This window comes from Clostridium formicaceticum, assembly GCF_001854185.1.
In the GTDB taxonomy this organism is placed as follows: Bacteria; Bacillota; Clostridia; order Peptostreptococcales; family Natronincolaceae; genus Andreesenella; species Andreesenella formicacetica.
Genome location: NZ_CP017603.1, coordinates 2,614,626 through 2,631,776, shown reverse-complemented (window position 1 = coordinate 2,631,776; position 17,151 = coordinate 2,614,626). Strand labels below are relative to the sequence as shown.

General features: G+C 39.7%; 11 protein-coding genes, 15 tRNA genes, 2 rRNA genes and 1 riboswitch. Of the genes, 1 reads left to right on the top strand and 27 read right to left on the bottom strand.

Features of this window, described 5'->3' with window-relative positions:
• Positions 1-52 precede the first annotated feature (52 nt).
• From BJL90_RS11810 to BJL90_RS11765, 10 genes are all read right to left on the bottom strand, one after another.
• Complete coding sequence (locus BJL90_RS11810) at positions 53-1,438, bottom strand: uracil-xanthine permease family protein (RefSeq protein ID WP_070968114.1); 1,386 nt, start codon at positions 1,436-1,438, stop codon at positions 53-55.
• A 46-nt stretch (positions 1,439-1,484) separates the two neighbouring features.
• Positions 1,485-3,767 (bottom strand): xanthine dehydrogenase family protein molybdopterin-binding subunit, encoded by a 2,283-nt coding sequence (locus BJL90_RS11805; protein ID WP_070968111.1) that lies wholly within the window; start codon positions 3,765-3,767, stop codon positions 1,485-1,487.
• Position 3,768: 1 nt separating this feature from the next.
• Entirely contained in the window at positions 3,769-4,218 is a 450-nt protein-coding gene (locus BJL90_RS11800; protein WP_070968109.1) for a (2Fe-2S)-binding protein, read from the bottom strand.
• Positions 4,209-5,003, bottom strand: a complete 795-nt coding sequence (locus BJL90_RS11795; RefSeq protein WP_070968106.1) for an FAD binding domain-containing protein — start codon at positions 5,001-5,003, stop codon at positions 4,209-4,211. Before BJL90_RS11795 ends, BJL90_RS11800 begins: the two co-directional genes overlap by 10 nt.
• 141 nt (positions 5,004-5,144) lie before the next feature.
• A riboswitch (purine riboswitch) is annotated at positions 5,145-5,246 on the bottom strand.
• A gap of 201 nt (positions 5,247-5,447) precedes the next feature.
• Positions 5,448-6,470, bottom strand: a complete 1,023-nt coding sequence (locus BJL90_RS11790) for a molybdopterin-binding protein (protein WP_070973185.1) — start codon at positions 6,468-6,470, stop codon at positions 5,448-5,450.
• 26 nt (positions 6,471-6,496) lie between these two features.
• Positions 6,497-7,306: a selenium-dependent molybdenum cofactor biosynthesis protein YqeB gene (yqeB, locus tag BJL90_RS11785; protein ID WP_070968103.1), complete on the bottom strand. Its 810-nt coding sequence runs from the start codon at positions 7,304-7,306 to the stop codon at positions 6,497-6,499.
• Positions 7,296-7,892 (bottom strand): molybdenum cofactor cytidylyltransferase, encoded by a 597-nt coding sequence (mocA, locus tag BJL90_RS11780; RefSeq protein ID WP_236904903.1) that lies wholly within the window; start codon positions 7,890-7,892, stop codon positions 7,296-7,298. The genes yqeB and mocA overlap by 11 nt, the downstream gene beginning before the upstream one ends.
• A gap of 151 nt (positions 7,893-8,043) precedes the next feature.
• Complete coding sequence (gene yqeC, locus BJL90_RS11775; RefSeq protein WP_070968100.1) at positions 8,044-8,796, bottom strand: selenium cofactor biosynthesis protein YqeC; 753 nt, start codon at positions 8,794-8,796, stop codon at positions 8,044-8,046.
• Between the two features lie 196 nt (positions 8,797-8,992).
• A complete protein-coding gene (locus tag BJL90_RS11770; RefSeq protein WP_070968098.1) occupies positions 8,993-9,769 on the bottom strand; it encodes a hypothetical protein in 777 nt (258 codons plus the stop codon).
• Positions 9,770-10,104: 335 nt separating this feature from the next.
• Positions 10,105-10,428, bottom strand: a complete 324-nt coding sequence (locus BJL90_RS11765; RefSeq protein ID WP_070968096.1) for a hypothetical protein — start codon at positions 10,426-10,428, stop codon at positions 10,105-10,107.
• Positions 10,429-10,959: 531 nt separating this feature from the next.
• Here BJL90_RS11765 and BJL90_RS11760 point away from each other — a divergent pair.
• Positions 10,960-12,015 carry a threonine aldolase family protein gene (locus BJL90_RS11760; RefSeq protein WP_070968093.1) on the top strand — a complete coding sequence of 352 codons (1,056 nt, stop codon included), beginning with the start codon at positions 10,960-10,962 and terminating at the stop codon, positions 12,013-12,015.
• A gap of 190 nt (positions 12,016-12,205) precedes the next feature.
• Here BJL90_RS11760 and BJL90_RS11755 read toward each other — a convergent pair.
• From BJL90_RS11755 to BJL90_RS11675, 17 genes are all read right to left on the bottom strand, one after another.
• Positions 12,206-12,282, bottom strand: a tRNA-Arg gene (locus BJL90_RS11755).
• 9 nt (positions 12,283-12,291) lie between these two features.
• Positions 12,292-12,366: transfer RNA gene (locus BJL90_RS11750), tRNA-Cys, on the bottom strand.
• Positions 12,367-12,374: 8 nt separating this feature from the next.
• Positions 12,375-12,450: transfer RNA gene (locus BJL90_RS11745), tRNA-Lys, on the bottom strand.
• Between the two features lie 6 nt (positions 12,451-12,456).
• Positions 12,457-12,532 (bottom strand) — tRNA-Gln (locus BJL90_RS11740).
• 21 nt (positions 12,533-12,553) lie between these two features.
• Positions 12,554-12,629: transfer RNA gene (locus BJL90_RS11735), tRNA-His, on the bottom strand.
• A 14-nt stretch (positions 12,630-12,643) separates the two neighbouring features.
• A tRNA-Gly gene (locus BJL90_RS11730) sits at positions 12,644-12,718 on the bottom strand.
• A gap of 24 nt (positions 12,719-12,742) precedes the next feature.
• Positions 12,743-12,825 (bottom strand) — tRNA-Leu (locus BJL90_RS11725).
• A gap of 19 nt (positions 12,826-12,844) precedes the next feature.
• Positions 12,845-12,929: transfer RNA gene (locus BJL90_RS11720), tRNA-Tyr, on the bottom strand.
• A gap of 3 nt (positions 12,930-12,932) precedes the next feature.
• Positions 12,933-13,008, bottom strand: a tRNA-Thr gene (locus BJL90_RS11715).
• A gap of 124 nt (positions 13,009-13,132) precedes the next feature.
• Positions 13,133-13,209: transfer RNA gene (locus tag BJL90_RS11710), tRNA-Asp, on the bottom strand.
• Positions 13,210-13,220: 11 nt separating this feature from the next.
• Positions 13,221-13,296, bottom strand: a tRNA-Val gene (locus BJL90_RS11705).
• A gap of 6 nt (positions 13,297-13,302) precedes the next feature.
• A tRNA-Glu gene (locus BJL90_RS11700) sits at positions 13,303-13,377 on the bottom strand.
• A 4-nt stretch (positions 13,378-13,381) separates the two neighbouring features.
• Positions 13,382-13,457 (bottom strand) — tRNA-Met (locus BJL90_RS11695).
• A gap of 5 nt (positions 13,458-13,462) precedes the next feature.
• Positions 13,463-13,551, bottom strand: a tRNA-Leu gene (locus BJL90_RS11690).
• Between the two features lie 6 nt (positions 13,552-13,557).
• Positions 13,558-13,632, bottom strand: a tRNA-Asn gene (locus BJL90_RS11685).
• Positions 13,633-13,638: 6 nt separating this feature from the next.
• Positions 13,639-13,755 (bottom strand): 5S ribosomal RNA (gene rrf, locus BJL90_RS11680).
• 257 nt (positions 13,756-14,012) lie between these two features.
• Positions 14,013-17,074, bottom strand: a 23S ribosomal RNA gene (locus BJL90_RS11675).
• Between the last annotated feature and the right edge of the window lie 77 nt (positions 17,075-17,151).

Below are 17,151 nucleotides of genomic sequence, written 5' to 3'. Positions count from 1 at the left end.
TAGGCGAACGAACTAAGTGACGAACACCAAATCAAAGATTTGGGTTATCTATTTATGCACTGGTTGCTTCACTCTTTGTAATTACTCTGCCATTTTTAGCAGCAGCCTTTTGAACAGCGCTCTGCTTCTCTTTAGGCAGAATAATATTTAAAACTAAAGCTATGATACAAGAAACCACCATACCAGAACCTGAGAAAATAAGACTTACTGATTCTGGAAAATGTTGTAATGCTTCAGGAACTGATCCTAACCCCAAACCCAAACCTAAAGCAACAGCAACAATTAATAAATTTCTCTGACTTAAATCATCTTTTGCCACCAGTACAATTCCAGAGGTTGCAATCATAGCAAACATTACAACAGCTGCTCCTCCTAAAACACTTTGAGGCATCACCGCAAGTATAGCGCCTAATTTAGGAACTAACCCTGCCAAAATTAAGAAAATAGCACCTACACTAACTACATATCTGCTCATAATTCCAGTTAAGGATACAATACCAACATTCTGACTAAAAGAAGTATTAGGAAATGCATTAAAGAGAGCTGCAAAACTACTGGCTAATCCATCAGCAATCACCCCACCTGAAAGCTCCTGGTCTGTAGCTTCTCTTCCAGCACCGCCAACTGTAATACCTGAAATATCACCTACTGTTTCAACCGTTGTTACTACATATAAAATAAGCATTGCGATAATCGCTGATCCGTGAAAGGTCATTCCATAAGCCATAGGTGTTGGAATAGAAAACCAAGCAGCCTCAGCCACAGAAGCAAAGTCAACTTTACCCATGAAAATAGCGGCTACATAACCTACTATGATACCTATTAAAATGGCTGCCATTCTCAAAATTCCTTTAAAATATTGGTTAAAGAATATAATTGTCACCAATACTAAACTTCCTAGTGCTAAATTTTGCAAAGAACCAAAGTCTGGCGCTCCAACGCCACCAGCAAAATAGTTAATTCCTGTAGGTAATAACGATAAACCAATCGTAAGCAATACAGTACCAGTAACAATCGGTGGAAAATACTTACGTAAAGGCTTTAGAAAAAAACCTAAGATCGCTTCGAAAAATCCACCCACAAAAGCGGCACCTAATATGCCTGATAAACCAAACTGATTGCCAATTGCTATAGAAGTGGGAACAAAGCCAAAGCTGGTGCCCATAACAATCGGTAGATTAGCACCTACCGGGCCGATACGATTCGCCTGAATAAGGGTAGTAATCCCTGCTACCAGCATGGCACACTGAATTAAGAAGGTTCTTTCCCCCATTGTTAACCCAAGAGCACCTGCTATGATTAATGGCACAGTAACATTACCAGCAAACATAGCCAATACGTGTTGTAAGCCAAGAGGAATCGCTTCTTTTAAAGGTGGCTTACCGTCTACATCATACTTTGCATCAAGATTTGGATTGTTATCCTTACTATTTAACATTTTAGTTGCCTCCATTTTCTAGTTATCGTTTTAATACTATATAAATTTAATTTTCCTCCATTGCTAAAAATACTTTTTCAGGCGTTATTGGAAGATTCGTTAACCTCACCCCTACTGCGTTATAAACCGCATCAATAATTGCCGGTGCTGGTGTATTGATAACAACCTCGCCTATTGATTTTGCACCAAAGGGTCCTGTTGGTTCAAAGCTTTCTTCAAAGGCTATCCGGATATTTCCAATATCTTTTCTGGTTGGAATTTTATATTGCATAAAGCTGTTTGTCGTCATTCTACCATTTTCGTCATACCTTACGTCTTCATACATCGCTAAGCCAATCCCTTGAACAAGTCCACCTTCAGCCTGCATTGTTGCTAGATTCGGATTAATTACTGTACCACAGTCGATGACAGCTACATAATCTATTAATTTGACCTTACCTGTTTCTTTGTCAACTTCCACCTCTGCAAATCCAGCTACGAAGGGTGGGGGAGATACTGAGCTGCCGTAGGTTGCATTACCCACCAGCTGCCGCTTACCGCCAAAACCTAAAACCTGAAGTTCTGCAATTTTTTCTAAACTGACTTCTTTATCTCCATCAAATGTCACTATTTTTTGTCCGTCAAACTCCACTTTATCTGTCGAAACCTCTAATATCCCTGCTCCACTTTCGATAATCTGCTTTTTTAAATCTTCAGCAGCTTTTACAACCGCCATCCCCGTCACGTAAGTCGTGCTAGAAGCGTAGGAGCCTGGATCATAGGGAGAGATATCCGTATCTGCGGCATTTACAATAATCTTATCTATGGATGTTTCTAGTACCTCTGCAGCCATTTGAGTTAATATGGTATCGCTGCCTGTTCCCATATCCGTGGACCCTATTAGAAGGGTATAGTTTCCATCATCATTTAATCGAATCTCAGCCGATGCTGTATCTATATTAGCAATCCCTGACCCCTGCATCGTTACTGCCATTCCTAAAGCTCTCACCTTATTGTCCCCAATTTTTTGTCTCGGGTACTTATCCTTCCAGCCGATCATTTCCCTACCTCTTGCTATACATTTATGCAGGGTTGAACTCCCCAGTTTTACTCCGTCAGATACTAAGGAGGTCTCACCTTCTTTAATTAGATTCTTTAATCGAATCTCCGTAGGATCCATCTTTAATGCTTCGGCCAGCTTGTTGACAGCTGTTTCCAAGGCGAAGGTTCCTTGGGTAGCTCCATAGCCTCTAAAGGCTCCTGCTGACATCTTATTGGTATAAACTACGTTTCCCATAAATCGAACAGCCTTTGTCTTGTTATAAAGAGGGAGGGTTTTCTGACCTACAACCCCAAAGGTGGTAGAAGCATGTTCCCCATAAGCCCCTGTATCCGACAAACTCTGAATATCCACTACCTTAATATAACCTTCTCGATCGGCTCCCAGCCTTACCTTTAGCCTCATTGCATGGCGACTATTCGTTGCAATAAAAGTTTCTTTTCTATCATAAATAATTTTAGCTGGCTTTCCAGTAGTTTGTGTAACTATTGCTGCAAAGACCTCTACTGCCCCTGTCTGTTTACCTCCAAAGCCTCCACCTATTCTGGGTTTGATTACCCTGATTTTGCTGGCAGGCATCTTTAAAGCCTTCGATAATTGTCTTCTCACATGAAAAGGAATCTGAGTTGAACTAACAACCACAAGTCTGTTTGTATGATCAAGGTAACTAAAAGCCCGATAGGTCTCCATCATACCGTGGGCTTGAGCTTGTGTGTAGCAGGTCTCTTCCACTACTACATCACATTTTTGCAGTTCTTTTTCAACATCGCCAACCTCTACCTTTTGGGAAGAGGCGATATTCCTTTCCTTCTGCATACCTATATCGAAATTACAGTACAAGTCTGTTTCTGGATGTACGATGGAAGGATGGTCTATGGCTTTCTCAAAATCTAAAACAGGTTCAAACACTTCGTAATCAACCTTTATTAATTTCATCGCTTTTTTAGCTGTTTCTTCATCTACGGCTGCAATAATTGCCACTTCATCTCCCACGTACCTTACTATTTCCTCTAAAATTAATCGGTCATGGGGAGACGGTTCTGGGTAAGACTGTCCTGCTAGAGTAAATCTATCACCAGGTACATCCTTATAGGTGAGGATACATGCTACACCCTCTAGATTTTCAGCTTTTGAGGTGTCTATAGACTTAATTCTAGCAAAAGCATGGGGGCTTCTAAGCAGCTTTACAACTAACGCATTTGGAGGTACCATATCTTCTGTATAAACAGGTTTGCCTGTAGCAATGGCCATTCCATCTATTTTAGGTATGCTCTTACCCACAAAGTTCATGCTAGACCACCTCCAAATATTTTTTTATTGCTCTAAGTTGCCCCAAATAGCCTGTACATCTACACAAATTTCCAGTTAAATAGTGAACAATTTCTTCCTCTGTAGGATTTTTAAGTTCCCTCTTCATTGCCAGTACCGTCATAACAAAGCCTGGACTACAGAAGCCACACTGGTCTGCACCTTCTGCCACAAGCACCTGTGCAAATTCTTCTGCTTCCTTTTGAAGTCCCTCCATCGTAGTGATGTTTTTACCATTGGTTCTGATGGAAAGTGTTGCACAAGATAACACAGGTTTTTCTTCAATCCATACAGTACAAAGTCCACAACATGTGGTATCGCAGCCTTTTCTTATGCTAAAAATACCATGGTTTCTTAAAGTATCTGCTAAGAATTCATCACTTTTCACATCTAAAGCTACTCTTTTATCGTTTAAGATGATCTCTATTTGCATTGTAATACCTCCATAATTCCCCTCTTAACCAATACCTTACACATTGCTTGCCGATATTTCGCTGTACCCCTCTCATTGGTTCCAAAAGTTAATTCTTCAGCAGTCATGTTTGCATAATGTTCCAGATCATCAAGATTCAAAGCGTTGGAAAGCTCTTCTGAAGCCCTTCTAGCAATAGTAGCTTTTTGTGGTCTTGCCCCCACTGCAATCCTCCACTGATGATCAAGTCTTGAAACCGCCACATTTAATATAGGATAATCACTTACGGAATTTCTTAAATCCTGGTAGGAGGCCTGTCTTTGATTTTTCTTTATAAATAAGCTGGTTAAGATATCCTTCTCGTAAGATCTTTGTAAAAAATCATATAAGGACATTCTTCCGGCTTTATATAATTCCACCTCTGTATCTAAAGCTAATAATATTGTTATTAAATCTGAAAACCCATATTTTGAAAAAACCGAAGCACCCACTGTAACAATGTTTCTAAATTGAACACCAATAATGTTCCTTACTGATTTAGAAAGTGTACCATTAAAATGATTCATTAACAATGGATTGGTTTCAAGTTCTCTGAAGGTTGTATATGTTCCAATCTCAATATAGTCACCCTGATCTTTTATAACGTTTAGTTCCAGCTTAGATAAATCTATTGCTGTACCAATTTTCTTTGAACCCATTCTTAAAAAGGCGCTGCCGCCTATTACTGTATTATTCCTGTTGCTTACAAGTGTGTTATAAGCTTCTTCAATTGTTTTTGGTTGTAGGAATTCTTTTACCGTAAACATACTATGACCCCCTTGTCATCCACCAATAGATTCTTAATAAAAAAATAAACGTGTTAGGTTCTACTCGAGCAAAGAGTAAAACCTAACACGCCTAGACTATTCCCTATTGTGTAGGTTAAAACGGTATAGCTAAGATCATTTCTTAGATACACCTTTGCTCATAGTGAGACCATTTACGGTAGCCTCGTAGAAACTTGCAGACCATATTTCTGCGATTATATGAACCATATGTTTTTCTTTTAAATACATTTTACGACAAACATAGACAATTAGTCAACCCTTTTCGTACATTTTAATTAAAATAATATTTATCGTTCGGGAATTTTTTTAATCTTCTCAATATCCTATCAATCGTTCTATGCCCTCTTTTATTGAATATTTACCCCAACCTTCTATTATGACACAATATCTCCTGCCTCTAAGTGCTAGCAGAAATAAGATGCACTATACACCTTTTCCAAAAGTGCAGTCTGGAAATCTACATTCTTCACACTCCATACAAAATCCCCCATGACCATATGCAACAATATCTTCATAGGTAATTTTATCCTTTATTAATATTCTAGGAAGCATTAAGTCAAATACCGTTATTTTTGAATACATAGCGCAAGCTGGCAATCCCAAGACAGGTATATTCCCTTTGTATGCCAATAAAAACATAGCCCCTGGCAGTACCGGCACACCATAGGTTACAATGGCTGCTCCTGCTTTCTTAATAGCTGTTGGCGTAACATCATCTGGATCTACAGACATTCCTCCAGTACAAATGACCATCTCAGCGCCTTCATCAATCCATCTTTCGATACCACTTCTTATTTTTTCTGGATCGTCAGGCACAATCATTTGTCCAAGTACTTCACAGTCATAGGCTTCCACCTTTTTTCGAATCACAGGTCCAAAAGCATCTTTGATTCTCCCGTAATAAACTTCATTTCCTGTAGTAATAATTCCTACCTTTATTGGTATGAAAGGGGCAACTTTCATAATCTTTTCTTTTCCAATGAGTTCTTCTGCTTTTTTTATTTTTTCTTCCTCTATTAAAAGAGGAATGATTCTTACACCACCCACTTTTTGCCCCTTCTTAACGGGGTGATTATTGTGAAGTGTAGCCAAAATAATTTCTTCTATCAAGTTGAGTTTATAAAGCAATGCCCTGTTGATTTTTAAAAGGCCGTCACCCTCTGCAATAAAATTAATTTTCCCTTCTTTTACTTCACTAAATATGAGTCCTTCTCCAGTAGCTAATTTTCTTAGTCGCTGAGCTGCTTCGTCTTCATGTAAAAGACCTTCTCTTTTCTCCCATACATAAATATGATCTTTTCCTAAAGAAAGCAGCATAGGTATATCTTCTTCTGAAATAATATGTCCTTTTTTAAATGCCCTATCTTTAATAACACCTGGAATGATTTGTGTAATATCATGACATAAAATTGAACCAATTGCATCTTGTACCGGTATTTTTTTCATACCACAGTCCTCGATTTTATTTAAAATCATATCTTTTTTACCTCTCTCATATAAAATATTGCTTCTACTACGCCACCCGCGATACTTCTAGATTTATCAGAAATGGTATAACAATTAGCCTTCTCTGAAATCCTAGGATCTATATCTGCTATTTTTAGTCCTACCTTTACCTCACTGCCATTTCTAATAATGCCTCTCAATAATCCATAAATTTCTGCTTTTATAGGCATATTCCCTACATAAGCAATCACGTCATCCTTCTCTACAATTTCCCCTATATCCTTTACATTTTCTATCGTTCCATCATCAGGAGAATAAATAACCCTTTCTTGTGAATAGCCTTCAACCACACCTGGCGTACCAGTATTTTTCTCTGCTTCTCCTTCAAAAATCAATCTACCTAAATCATGTCCTCTAGAGGTTTCAATTACCACATCTACATCTAACCCTGCGGTAAATCCTGGGCCAAGGGCTATTGTTATATCTGCCATAGCCTTGGTTGTTCCTAAATTCTTTTTGGCTAGAATAGCGTCAACTACAATCCTTACCTTTAGTATTTGTATATACATCCCCGAGGGATCTACAACAACTGGTATATTTTTGTTATGCCATGCCTGTGTAATTTCATCCAAACAATTTACATGAACTGCTGTAATACCCTCGATTTGTATTTTACCATCATAAATAGCTTCACTAAATGAAACTTTTCTTCTAATAGATGTAGGTTTTGATACTTCTAAAACCAGTACTTTAAATCCACATCTGTGGAGCTTATGGATTGTACCAGTAGCTAAATCTCCACCACCCCGCACAATAACAATTTCATCAAACATCATATCCTATGCCACCTGCTTGTAATATTTTTTCATAGTCTTCCTGTGTATCAACATCAAATAAGCTTTTTTCATCATCAATTTCTACAAAACGTGCCTCATCTAAATATTTATTTATAATGACTTTACCACCTACATCCCCTTCTAACGCCATAAGCTCTTGCTTAAACTTTTTAGGAAATATAACAGGGCTACCTCTTCTTCCTTCATAATGTGGAACAACAATATAAGTTTTGTCTTGCCAAAAGAATTGCAATAGCTTATGAATTATGCTGGTATTTAATAAAGGTTGATCTACTGTGAAAAACATATAACCATCACAATCATCAGCATAGGCTACGCCTAACTTAATCGATTCACTCATCCCTCTATCTGCATTTTTATTTTCCACTACGCTTATTCCACTTTTTCTCCCCAGTTGTAAAATTTCTCTTTCTCTAGCCACTAAAATGATCTGTGAAAAATCGCACTGTAAAACCTTATCAATTGTTTGTTGAATCAGTGTTTCTCCTTTATACTCTAGAAAGAGTTTGTCCCTCTTCATTCGTCTCGAGTAACCTGATGCCATTATAATAGCACTAATCATCATACCCCATCTACTCCTTTTATATAGATATGCGATTATGAATTTTAATATGACGAAGACTACATTTGCAGTCTTTACCTGCGATTTTTAGACAGGGGAGAAACCGTAGACCGTGGATATTAAAATTCACGTATAGAAGCATATATCCATACATTTACACATAGTATAAATTATTTTTAATACTTCCAATAATAATTCTATCTAAAGCCTTTGGACAACACCTATCTATCTTATTTTTTAATTGTACTGCTTTATCTAAATAATATACATCTTCAGCTTTATTAATAAATAATATTTTTTCACCTTTGGCGCCCTTAAATAACCCCTGCGGATGAATAATAACATTAAATAAATGCTCAAGTGTTATACTTTCTCCTTCTCGTGAATGGGTAATTTCACAAAACCTCTCACTCCTATGAACATTATTTTTACATATTCTCATGCCAAGTGTTTGAATATCTACAACACCTATTGTTTTTGTAGTTCTCCCATATACAACAGGTTCATGGTTGTCCCATCCTTTGATTTGCTTTTCTTTAGCGCCATCTGCTTCTATTAATACATAATCAAAATACATTACTAGCTTATCTAATTGTCTTTCTTTCAGTCCAAGTAGTTTATTTTCTGCGTTTACTCCTGCCCCGTAAACATGAACCACTTTTTCATTTATCTTTGCATATTTAGAAAATTCATTTTCACCTATACATAAAAAATCATATACTTCTTTTTGTGGAAGATAAATTTTTGTTGTGGTTGTCAATAAGGTTTTACCATTATTATTTTTAATATCTTGTGCTAATTGAAATAGAAGAGATGTTTTTCCCCCTGCTCCTACAACGGATACAATATCTTTTTCTTTTAGCCCAACATAACTAGATAGTTCCACAAGATCACCCTTTTCTTTCATTAGCAGGATAAACAATTTTCCTATTTGGGAGAAACAAATCTTCAAAGAATCCTCTGTCCTTAACTACTTTCTTACTGGATCTCTAAAAATTTGCTGATCCATAAGACAGTTCCTAGCACCAAGCATACTTTTATATTCATCGGCGTGGGCATTTTTCTGTAGAAAAAGTTTAAATACAACTAATTCATAAATAATATTAATGAATAAACGTTATAGAGTCAATGACCTTTTGAACAGTTTCTATATTATTTTCATATTCTTTTTCATCACTTTGAAAAAATATATTTAATTTAATGTTTTCTTTATAGGACATGATGACATTTTGCTTTAATAATATATCTTCTTCTTTTTTTATGAAATGGTGAATATTACCGATAAAAGCATTAGCTGCCATCATTGAGGGTTTTCTTTCCTCGTTTTCCGCCTCTAGTTGAAGTAATATGATTTCAAGTTCTTCTAACTTTTCAGGATTATATTTTATTTCATTAATAAAAATCTCTACTTCTTCATATTCCCTTAAATATGTTTTTACTTCATTATAAGAAGATAATTCTTCATTTAAAGTATAGTAAAGTTGTTCAATTGTACTATCCAGCAACTTAATTTCTAGTTTTAGTTCTTTTGCCTTTTCTCCGTCTATGGTAGTCTCTTGATATGAAATTATTTCAGCTGATACCATTTCTTCAACTATCTTAATATATCCTTCATGCAAACTTTTTTCAATCTCTTTTTTTGTTTCATCCTCATTTTCCGTTATTTGCATGTCAATTATAAATTGAAAATTAAATTCTTTCCCAAGCAAAATCATTGTGTTATTGCCGGGCTCGTTGACCTGTATACTCCAGTCCGTTGGATAATTTAAAGCAATATAATCATTAACGTATTCCTTATTTACTTCTTCATCAACTGAACAAGCAGTTAATATTATTGATAACATAAATATTGAAATTAGAGTCATTACCTTCTTTTTCATAAAAATACCTCCCTCTTATCTTTGATCAATTTCTTATATTCATCTAAAAAAACTAGCCTTTTGTTTTAGATACTAATATATGATCTCATTCATCAAACTTGTCACTTTCATCTTCTACATCCAACATCAAAACCCTTTCCAAAGTATTCACTCCACCCTTTTGACAGTAAAATCTAGTAGAAAAAACTTATCAATGCGTTTTATTCCTATAGTCGTACTTTCACTGAATTTTTCTGTAAAGAGGTACATTATTGTACGCTTTAGATATGAAAAAGAATGGATATAATCTTTATCCATTCCCTTATTTTTACATATTTGCTTTTTATATTACCTATCTATTTAGCATTAACCACCTGTTCAGCGTTACATTTTGGACAGATTACATGAAACTTTGTAAAGCACGATGACATTCCTCCAAGCATTAATCCGAATGCACAACAAACAATAATACCTATGAAAGTAGGTAAAAAAGAAATGATAATAAGGGCTCCAATCATTGTAGTAATCCAAACTGTTATAGGTTTGCAAATAGGAACTTTCTTTTTTAAACCCATTATTCCTGTGTATTGACAATTGGTACATGCAATATTTTTGTTATAGCTATATTCATACTTTTTTAGTTCTTCTAAAACATCTGGTGGTATTTGATTCATCTGCATCTGCTTTTCCCTCCCCCCCTTTTTTTGAATATTTATAAAATTCTACATAAGACTATATAATACCTTCCTTAAATTTAAAATTAATTAGGTAACCTTTTTTCGATAAAACCGCCGCTTTTTCTAATACTTTAAATACTTATAAGCATCCGATAAATCTCCTGCCGCTGCGTCATAAGTTCAGAGAGAAAACCACTTACTTGGAGCGGTAAAAAGCTTGAAAAAACATCCTTTATTATATATAATTCCACATAGAGTATAAAATGAGACTTCATTCAGAGAAGTATTTACACCTTGAACTATAGCTGGATTTATTTCGATGATGTAGTGCTTAATCCCCCACTTGTATAAGTAGATAACCCAAATCTTTGATTTGGTGTTCGTCACTTAGTTTGTTCACCTAGAAGAGGACATCTTAGCAATACACCGAAGGATAAAAAAATCTTATCTCTATTTTGTTACATCTCTTTTTTTAGAATATGCTATACTTTGTAATTTAGTAAAAAAAAGTACTATTATTAGGAGGAAAAACATATGTACAGTTTTAAAAATGATTATAGCGAAGGAACTCATCCCAGAATATTAAATGCACTGATAGCGTCTAACCTAGAACAAACTGAGGGTTATGGAAAAGACCGTTACACCATACAAGCAATTGAACTTTTAAAACACAAGATTAAATACAGCAATATTGATATTCATTTTTTCTCAGGCGGTACCCAGACCAATCTTACTTCAATTTCAGCTTTTTTAAAACCTCATGAAGCTGTAATTGCAGCAAATACAGCACATATCCTTGTACATGAAACAGGAGCCATCGAGGCTACAGGTCACAAAGTAATCTCTATTGAAGTAAATGATGGGAAGCTTAATTCTCACCATATAAAATCTTCCCTCGATGCCCATACCGATGAGCACATGGTAAAACCTAAGCTTGTTTACATATCAAACCCAACAGAAGTGGGTTCAATATATACAAAAGCTGAGCTTGAGCAGATAAGTAGTTTCTGTAGAGAAAACAATCTAATCCTGTTTATCGACGGCGCAAGACTGGGATCTGCTTTGTGCTCAGATGAAAATGATCTCGAGCTCGCAGACTTAGCCAAATTATCTGATGCTTTTTATATCGGCGGAACAAAGAATGGAGCATTGATGGGGGAAGCGTTGGTGATCTGCAAAGACAGGTTAAAGGAAGATTTTAGATTCCATATAAAACAGAAAGGGGCACTAATGGCTAAAGGGAGAATCCTCAGTATGCAATTTCTTGAACTCTTTAAAGACGACCTTTATTTTAACCTTGCGAGACATGCCAACAAAATGGCCAACCTACTCAGTAAGGAAATTAGCTCCATGGGGTACAAATTTTTGATTCACTCACCATCAAATCAAATATTCCCAATTCTTCCGAATCGAATCATTGAAGAACTTGAAAAAAAATATGCATTCTACGTATGGTCAAAAATTGATCATGATAACTCCTCAATCCGCCTTGTAACCTCCTGGGCTACAAAAGAAGATGCTGTTGAAGCTTTTATTGAAGATTTAAAAAATCTTACTATATCATCTCCAAATATTTTTTCATTACTCTAAGTTACCCCAAACAGAAGACAAAGTAGATTGCAGTTAATTGCAATCTACTTTGCACTAGATGAAATGAATCCTTCTTCTCTTCTGTCTAAAATTGAGACTTTTATCAAAATTAAGCTACCACAATGATAATAGTTTGCATATCAAAAAACATAAAAAAACTCTCTAATCATTATGATTACAGAGCTTCATCTGGTGCGCCCAGAGAGATTCGAACTCCCGACCTTCTGATTCGTAGTCAGACACTCTATCCAGCTGAGCTATGAGCGCATATTTTTTTGGAGGCGACACCCAGATTTGAACTGGGGAATAAAGGTTTTGCAGACCTCTGCCTTACCACTTGGCTATGCCGCCACCTATTTTGGTGATCCATCCGCGACTCGAACGCGGGACACCCTGATTAAAAGTCAGGTGCTCTACCGACTGAGCTAATGGATCTCGTTTTGGCTGGGATAGCAGGACTCGAACCTGCGAATGACGGAGTCAAAGTCCGTTGCCTTACCGACTTGGCTATATCCCATCATTTGTATGAATTTTCTAGTGGGGTGGATGATGGGATTCGAACCCACGCATGCAGGAGCCACAATCCTGTGTCTTAACCGCTTGACTACATCCACCATATACATAAAAATGGAGCGGAAGACGGGACTCGAACCCGCGACCCTCGCCTTGGCAAGGCGATGCTCTACCACTGAGCCACTTCCGCATAATAATTTCTATATAGTTTAATTGGTGCGGGTGGAGGGACTTGAACCCCCACGGTCGCCCGCTAGATCCTAAGTCTAGTGCGTCTGCCAATTCCGCCACACCCGCATGTGTGTTATATATATTATGGTGGAGGGAGAAGGATTCGAACCTTCGAAGTCGTCGACAACAGATTTACAGTCTGCCCCCTTTGGCCACTCGGGAATCCCTCCAGTTGGAGCTGGTGATGGGACTCGAACCCGCAACCTGCTGATTACAAATCAGCTGCTCTGCCAATTGAGCTACACCAGCAAGTTTATTAATAATGTTCTTAGCTTTTTCGCAACACATTTTACTTAAGTTGAACCATTGAAATGTGTTTCGAAACGCTAAGTAAGTGACCAACACAAAATCAAAGATTTTGGTTGTCTACTTATGGCGACCTGGAAGGGACTCGAACCCTCGACCTCCAGCGTGACAGGCTGGCATTCTAACCAACTGAACTACCAGGCCGCGTATTTTCATGGTGGGCGCAACAGGACTTGAACCTGTGACCCCCTGCTTGTAAGGCAGGTGCTCTCCCAGCTGAGCTATGCGCCCATTTTTTGGTGACCCCTAGGGGAATCGAACCCCTGTTACCGCCGTGAAAGGGCGGTGTCTTAACCGCTTGACCAAGGGGCCAAAATGGTTGCGGGGACAGGACTTGAACCTGCGGCCTCCGGGTTATGAGCCCGACGAGCTACCAACTGCTCTACCCCGCGTTATTTGGTGCCGAAGACCGGAATCGAACCGGTACGATCTTGAAGGACCGCAGGATTTTAAGTCCTGTGCGTCTGCCAGTTCCGCCACTTCGGCTTTTTTTGGCTCCAGAGAGAGGACTCGAACCTCCAACCTACCGGTTAACAGCCGGGTGCTCCACCATTGAGCTACTCTGGAACTTCTATATCGCAACGACCTACTCTCCCAGGCAGCTTCCCGCCAAGTACCATCAGCGCTGAAGGGCTTAACTACTGTGTTCGGTATGGGAACAGGTGTGACCCCTTCGCTATTGTCACGATATTAAGTAGATGACCAAAATCTTTAATTTTGTGTCAGTCACTTAGTTAGAAATCGATTGATTCCTTTCCTTCTTTTCATCAGAAGGAATCATGAGACTTTCTAACATCCTTTGTTGGTCACTTAGTTAGCGTTTCACGACGAATTTCATTGGGTTTTCTTAATGAAAATCCGTTGGGAATAAGCTAACATCAGCTTATGACCTATGTCTTATTTAATTTGAGGTATTATTCCCTCAAAACTAAACAATGTATGAGTTATTGGTCAAGTCCTCGACCTATTAGTATCGGTCAGCTTAATACATTACTGCACTTACACCTCCGACCTATCTACCAGATAGTCTTTCTGGGGTCTTACTCCTTTCGGATGGGAAATCTTATCTTGAGGGGGGCTTCGTGCTTAGATGCCTTCAGCACTTATCCCTTCCGTACATAGCTACCCAGCGGTGCCTTTGGCAAGACAACTGGTACACCAGCGGTACGTCCATCCCGGTCCTCTCGTACTAAGGACAGCTCCTCTCAAATTTCCTACGCCTGCGACGGATAGGGACCGAACTGTCTCACGACGTTCTGAACCCAGCTCGCGTACCACTTTAATGGGCGAACAGCCCAACCCTTGGGACCTACTTCAGCCCCAGGATGTGATGAGCCGACATCGAGGTGCCAAACCTCCCCGTCGATGTGGACTCTTGGGGGAGATAAGCCTGTTATCCCCGGGGTAGCTTTTATCCGTTGAGCGATGGCCCTTCCACTCGGTACCACCGGATCACTAAGTCCGACTTTCGTCCTTGCTCGACTTGTTGGTCTCGCAATCAAGCTCCCTTATGCCTTTGCACTCTTTGCACGATTTCCGACCGTGCTGAGGGAACCTTTGAGCGCCTCCGTTACTTTTTAGGAGGCGACCGCCCCAGTCAAACTGCCCGCCTGACAGTGTCCCAAAACCGGCTTACGGTTCATGGTTAGAACTTCAGTACTACAAGAGTGGTATCCCAACGTCGACTCCCCCAAGACTGGCGTCCTAGGTTCTAAGTCTCCCACCTATCCTGTACATCTAGTACCAAAATCCAATGTCAAGCTGCAGTAAAGCTCCACGGGGTCTTTCCGTCCTGTCGCAGGTAACCAGCATCTTCACTGGTATTACAATTTCACCGGGTCCATTGTTGAGACAGCGCCCAAATCGTTACGCCTTTCGTGCGGGTCGGAACTTACCCGACAAGGAATTTCGCTACCTTAGGACCGTTATAGTTACGGCCGCCGTTTACTGGGGCTTAAGTTCTGTGCTTCGGTTACCCTAACACTTCCCCTTAACCTTCCAGCACCGGGCAGGCGTCAGCCCCTATACGTCGTCTTTCGACTTTGCAGAGACCTATGTTTTTGCTAAACAGTCGCTTGGGCCTGTTCTCTGCGACCGAAGTGTGCTTACAGCGCAAAAGCCTTCACACCCTTCGGCACCCCTTCTCCCGAAGTTACGGGGTCATTTTGCCGAGTTCCTTAACAATGGTTCTCCCGCTCGTCTTAGGATTCTCTCCTCACCTACCTGTGTCGGTTTGCGGTACGGGCACCTAGTTTCTCAATAGAGGCTTTTCTCGACAGTGTGGAATCAGTTGCTTCGCTACTTGTTTTTCGCTCCCCATCACCTCTCAGGATTATGCTAAAACGGATTTGCCTGTCTTAGCTCCCTACTGGCTTAGACCCACTCAACCAACGGTGGGCTCAACCTATCCTTCTGTGTCACCCCATCTCTCAAACGATTCTAGGTGGTACAGGAATCTCAACCTGTTGTCCATCGCCTACGCATTTCTGCCTCGGCTTAGGTCCCGACTAACCCTGAGCGGACGAACCTTCCTCAGGAAACCTTAGGTTTTCGACGGGTAGGATTCTCACCTACCTCTCGTTACTCATGCCAACATTCTCTCTTCTATGCAGTCCACTACTCCTTTCGGTATAGCTTCAACCCACATAGAATGCTCGCCTACCACGCTGACGTAATCATTGCTACCTTCATAGATACGTTTGAGCTTAAGGTATTTGGCCAAAACTTTATTCTAACCTATCGGTTAGTTTTGGCTTAATGTCCTTTAATTTCTCTTCTATAAAAGTACTAATGATTACGTCAGCATCCATAGCTTCGGTGATACGTTTGAGCCCCGGACATTTTCGGCGCAGAATCACTCGACCAGTGAGCTATTACGCACTCTTTAAATGAGTGGCTGCTTCTAAGCCAACATCCTGGTTGTCTGTGCAACTCCACATCCTTTCCCACTTAACGTATACTTTGGGACCTTAGCTGATGGTCTGGGCTCTTTCCCTCTTGACCACGGATCTTATCACTCGTAGTCTGACTCCTGAAAATAAGTTAACGGCATTCGGAGTTTGATAGGTTTTGGTAACCGGTGAAGGCCCCTAGACCATTCAGTGCTCTACCTCCGTCACTCTCATTTCAAGGCTAGCCCTAAAGCTATTTCGGCGAGAACCAGCTATCTCCGAGCTCGATTGGAATTTCTCCGCTACCCACAGGTCATCCAATGACTTTTCAACGTCAACTGGTTCGGACCTCCACGAAATTTTACTTCCGCTTCATCCTGCCCATGGGTAGATCGCACGGTTTCGGGTCTATAGCATGTAACTTGTCGCCCTATTAAGACTCGGTTTCCCTTCGGCTCCGTACCTTCAGTACTTAACCTTGCTACATACCATAACTCGTTGGCCCGTTCTACAAAAAGTACGCGGTCACACATATAAAGTGCTTCCACAGCTTGTAGGCAAAAGGTTTCAGGTTCTTTTTCACTCCCCTCCCGGGGTTCTTTTCACCTTTCCCTCACGGTACTATGCGCTATCGGTCACTAGGTAGTATTTAGCCTTGGGGGTGGTCCCCCCTGCTTCCCACAGGGTTTCACGTGTCCCGTGGTACTCTGGATCATCCTCAAAGACCTTCAAAGTTTCGCTTACGGGACTTTTACCCTCTATGGTGGAGTTTTCCAACTCTCTTCAACTACTTTTATTCGCCCTCTATAAAGATGTCCGCAACCCCAAAAACTTAAGTCTTTGGTTTGGGCTCTTCCCCTTTCGCTCGCCGCTACTGAGGGAATCGATTTTTCTTTCTCTTCCTCGGGGTACTTAGATGTTTCAGTTCCCCCGGTCTACCTTCTATTACCTATGAATTCAGTAATAGATACTTGGACATTACCCCAAGTGGGTTTCCCCATTCGGACATCCACGGATCAAAACCTGCTTGCGGTTCCCCGTGGCTTTTCGCAGCTTACCACGTCCTTCTTCGGCTCCTAGTGCCAAGGCATCCACCCTTTGCCCTTAATAACTTGACCTTTAGTGAATTACTTCAGCTTTTTTTCTTTCTCATATCATTGTTTAGTTTTCAAAGAACAATTTAGAACAATTTAAG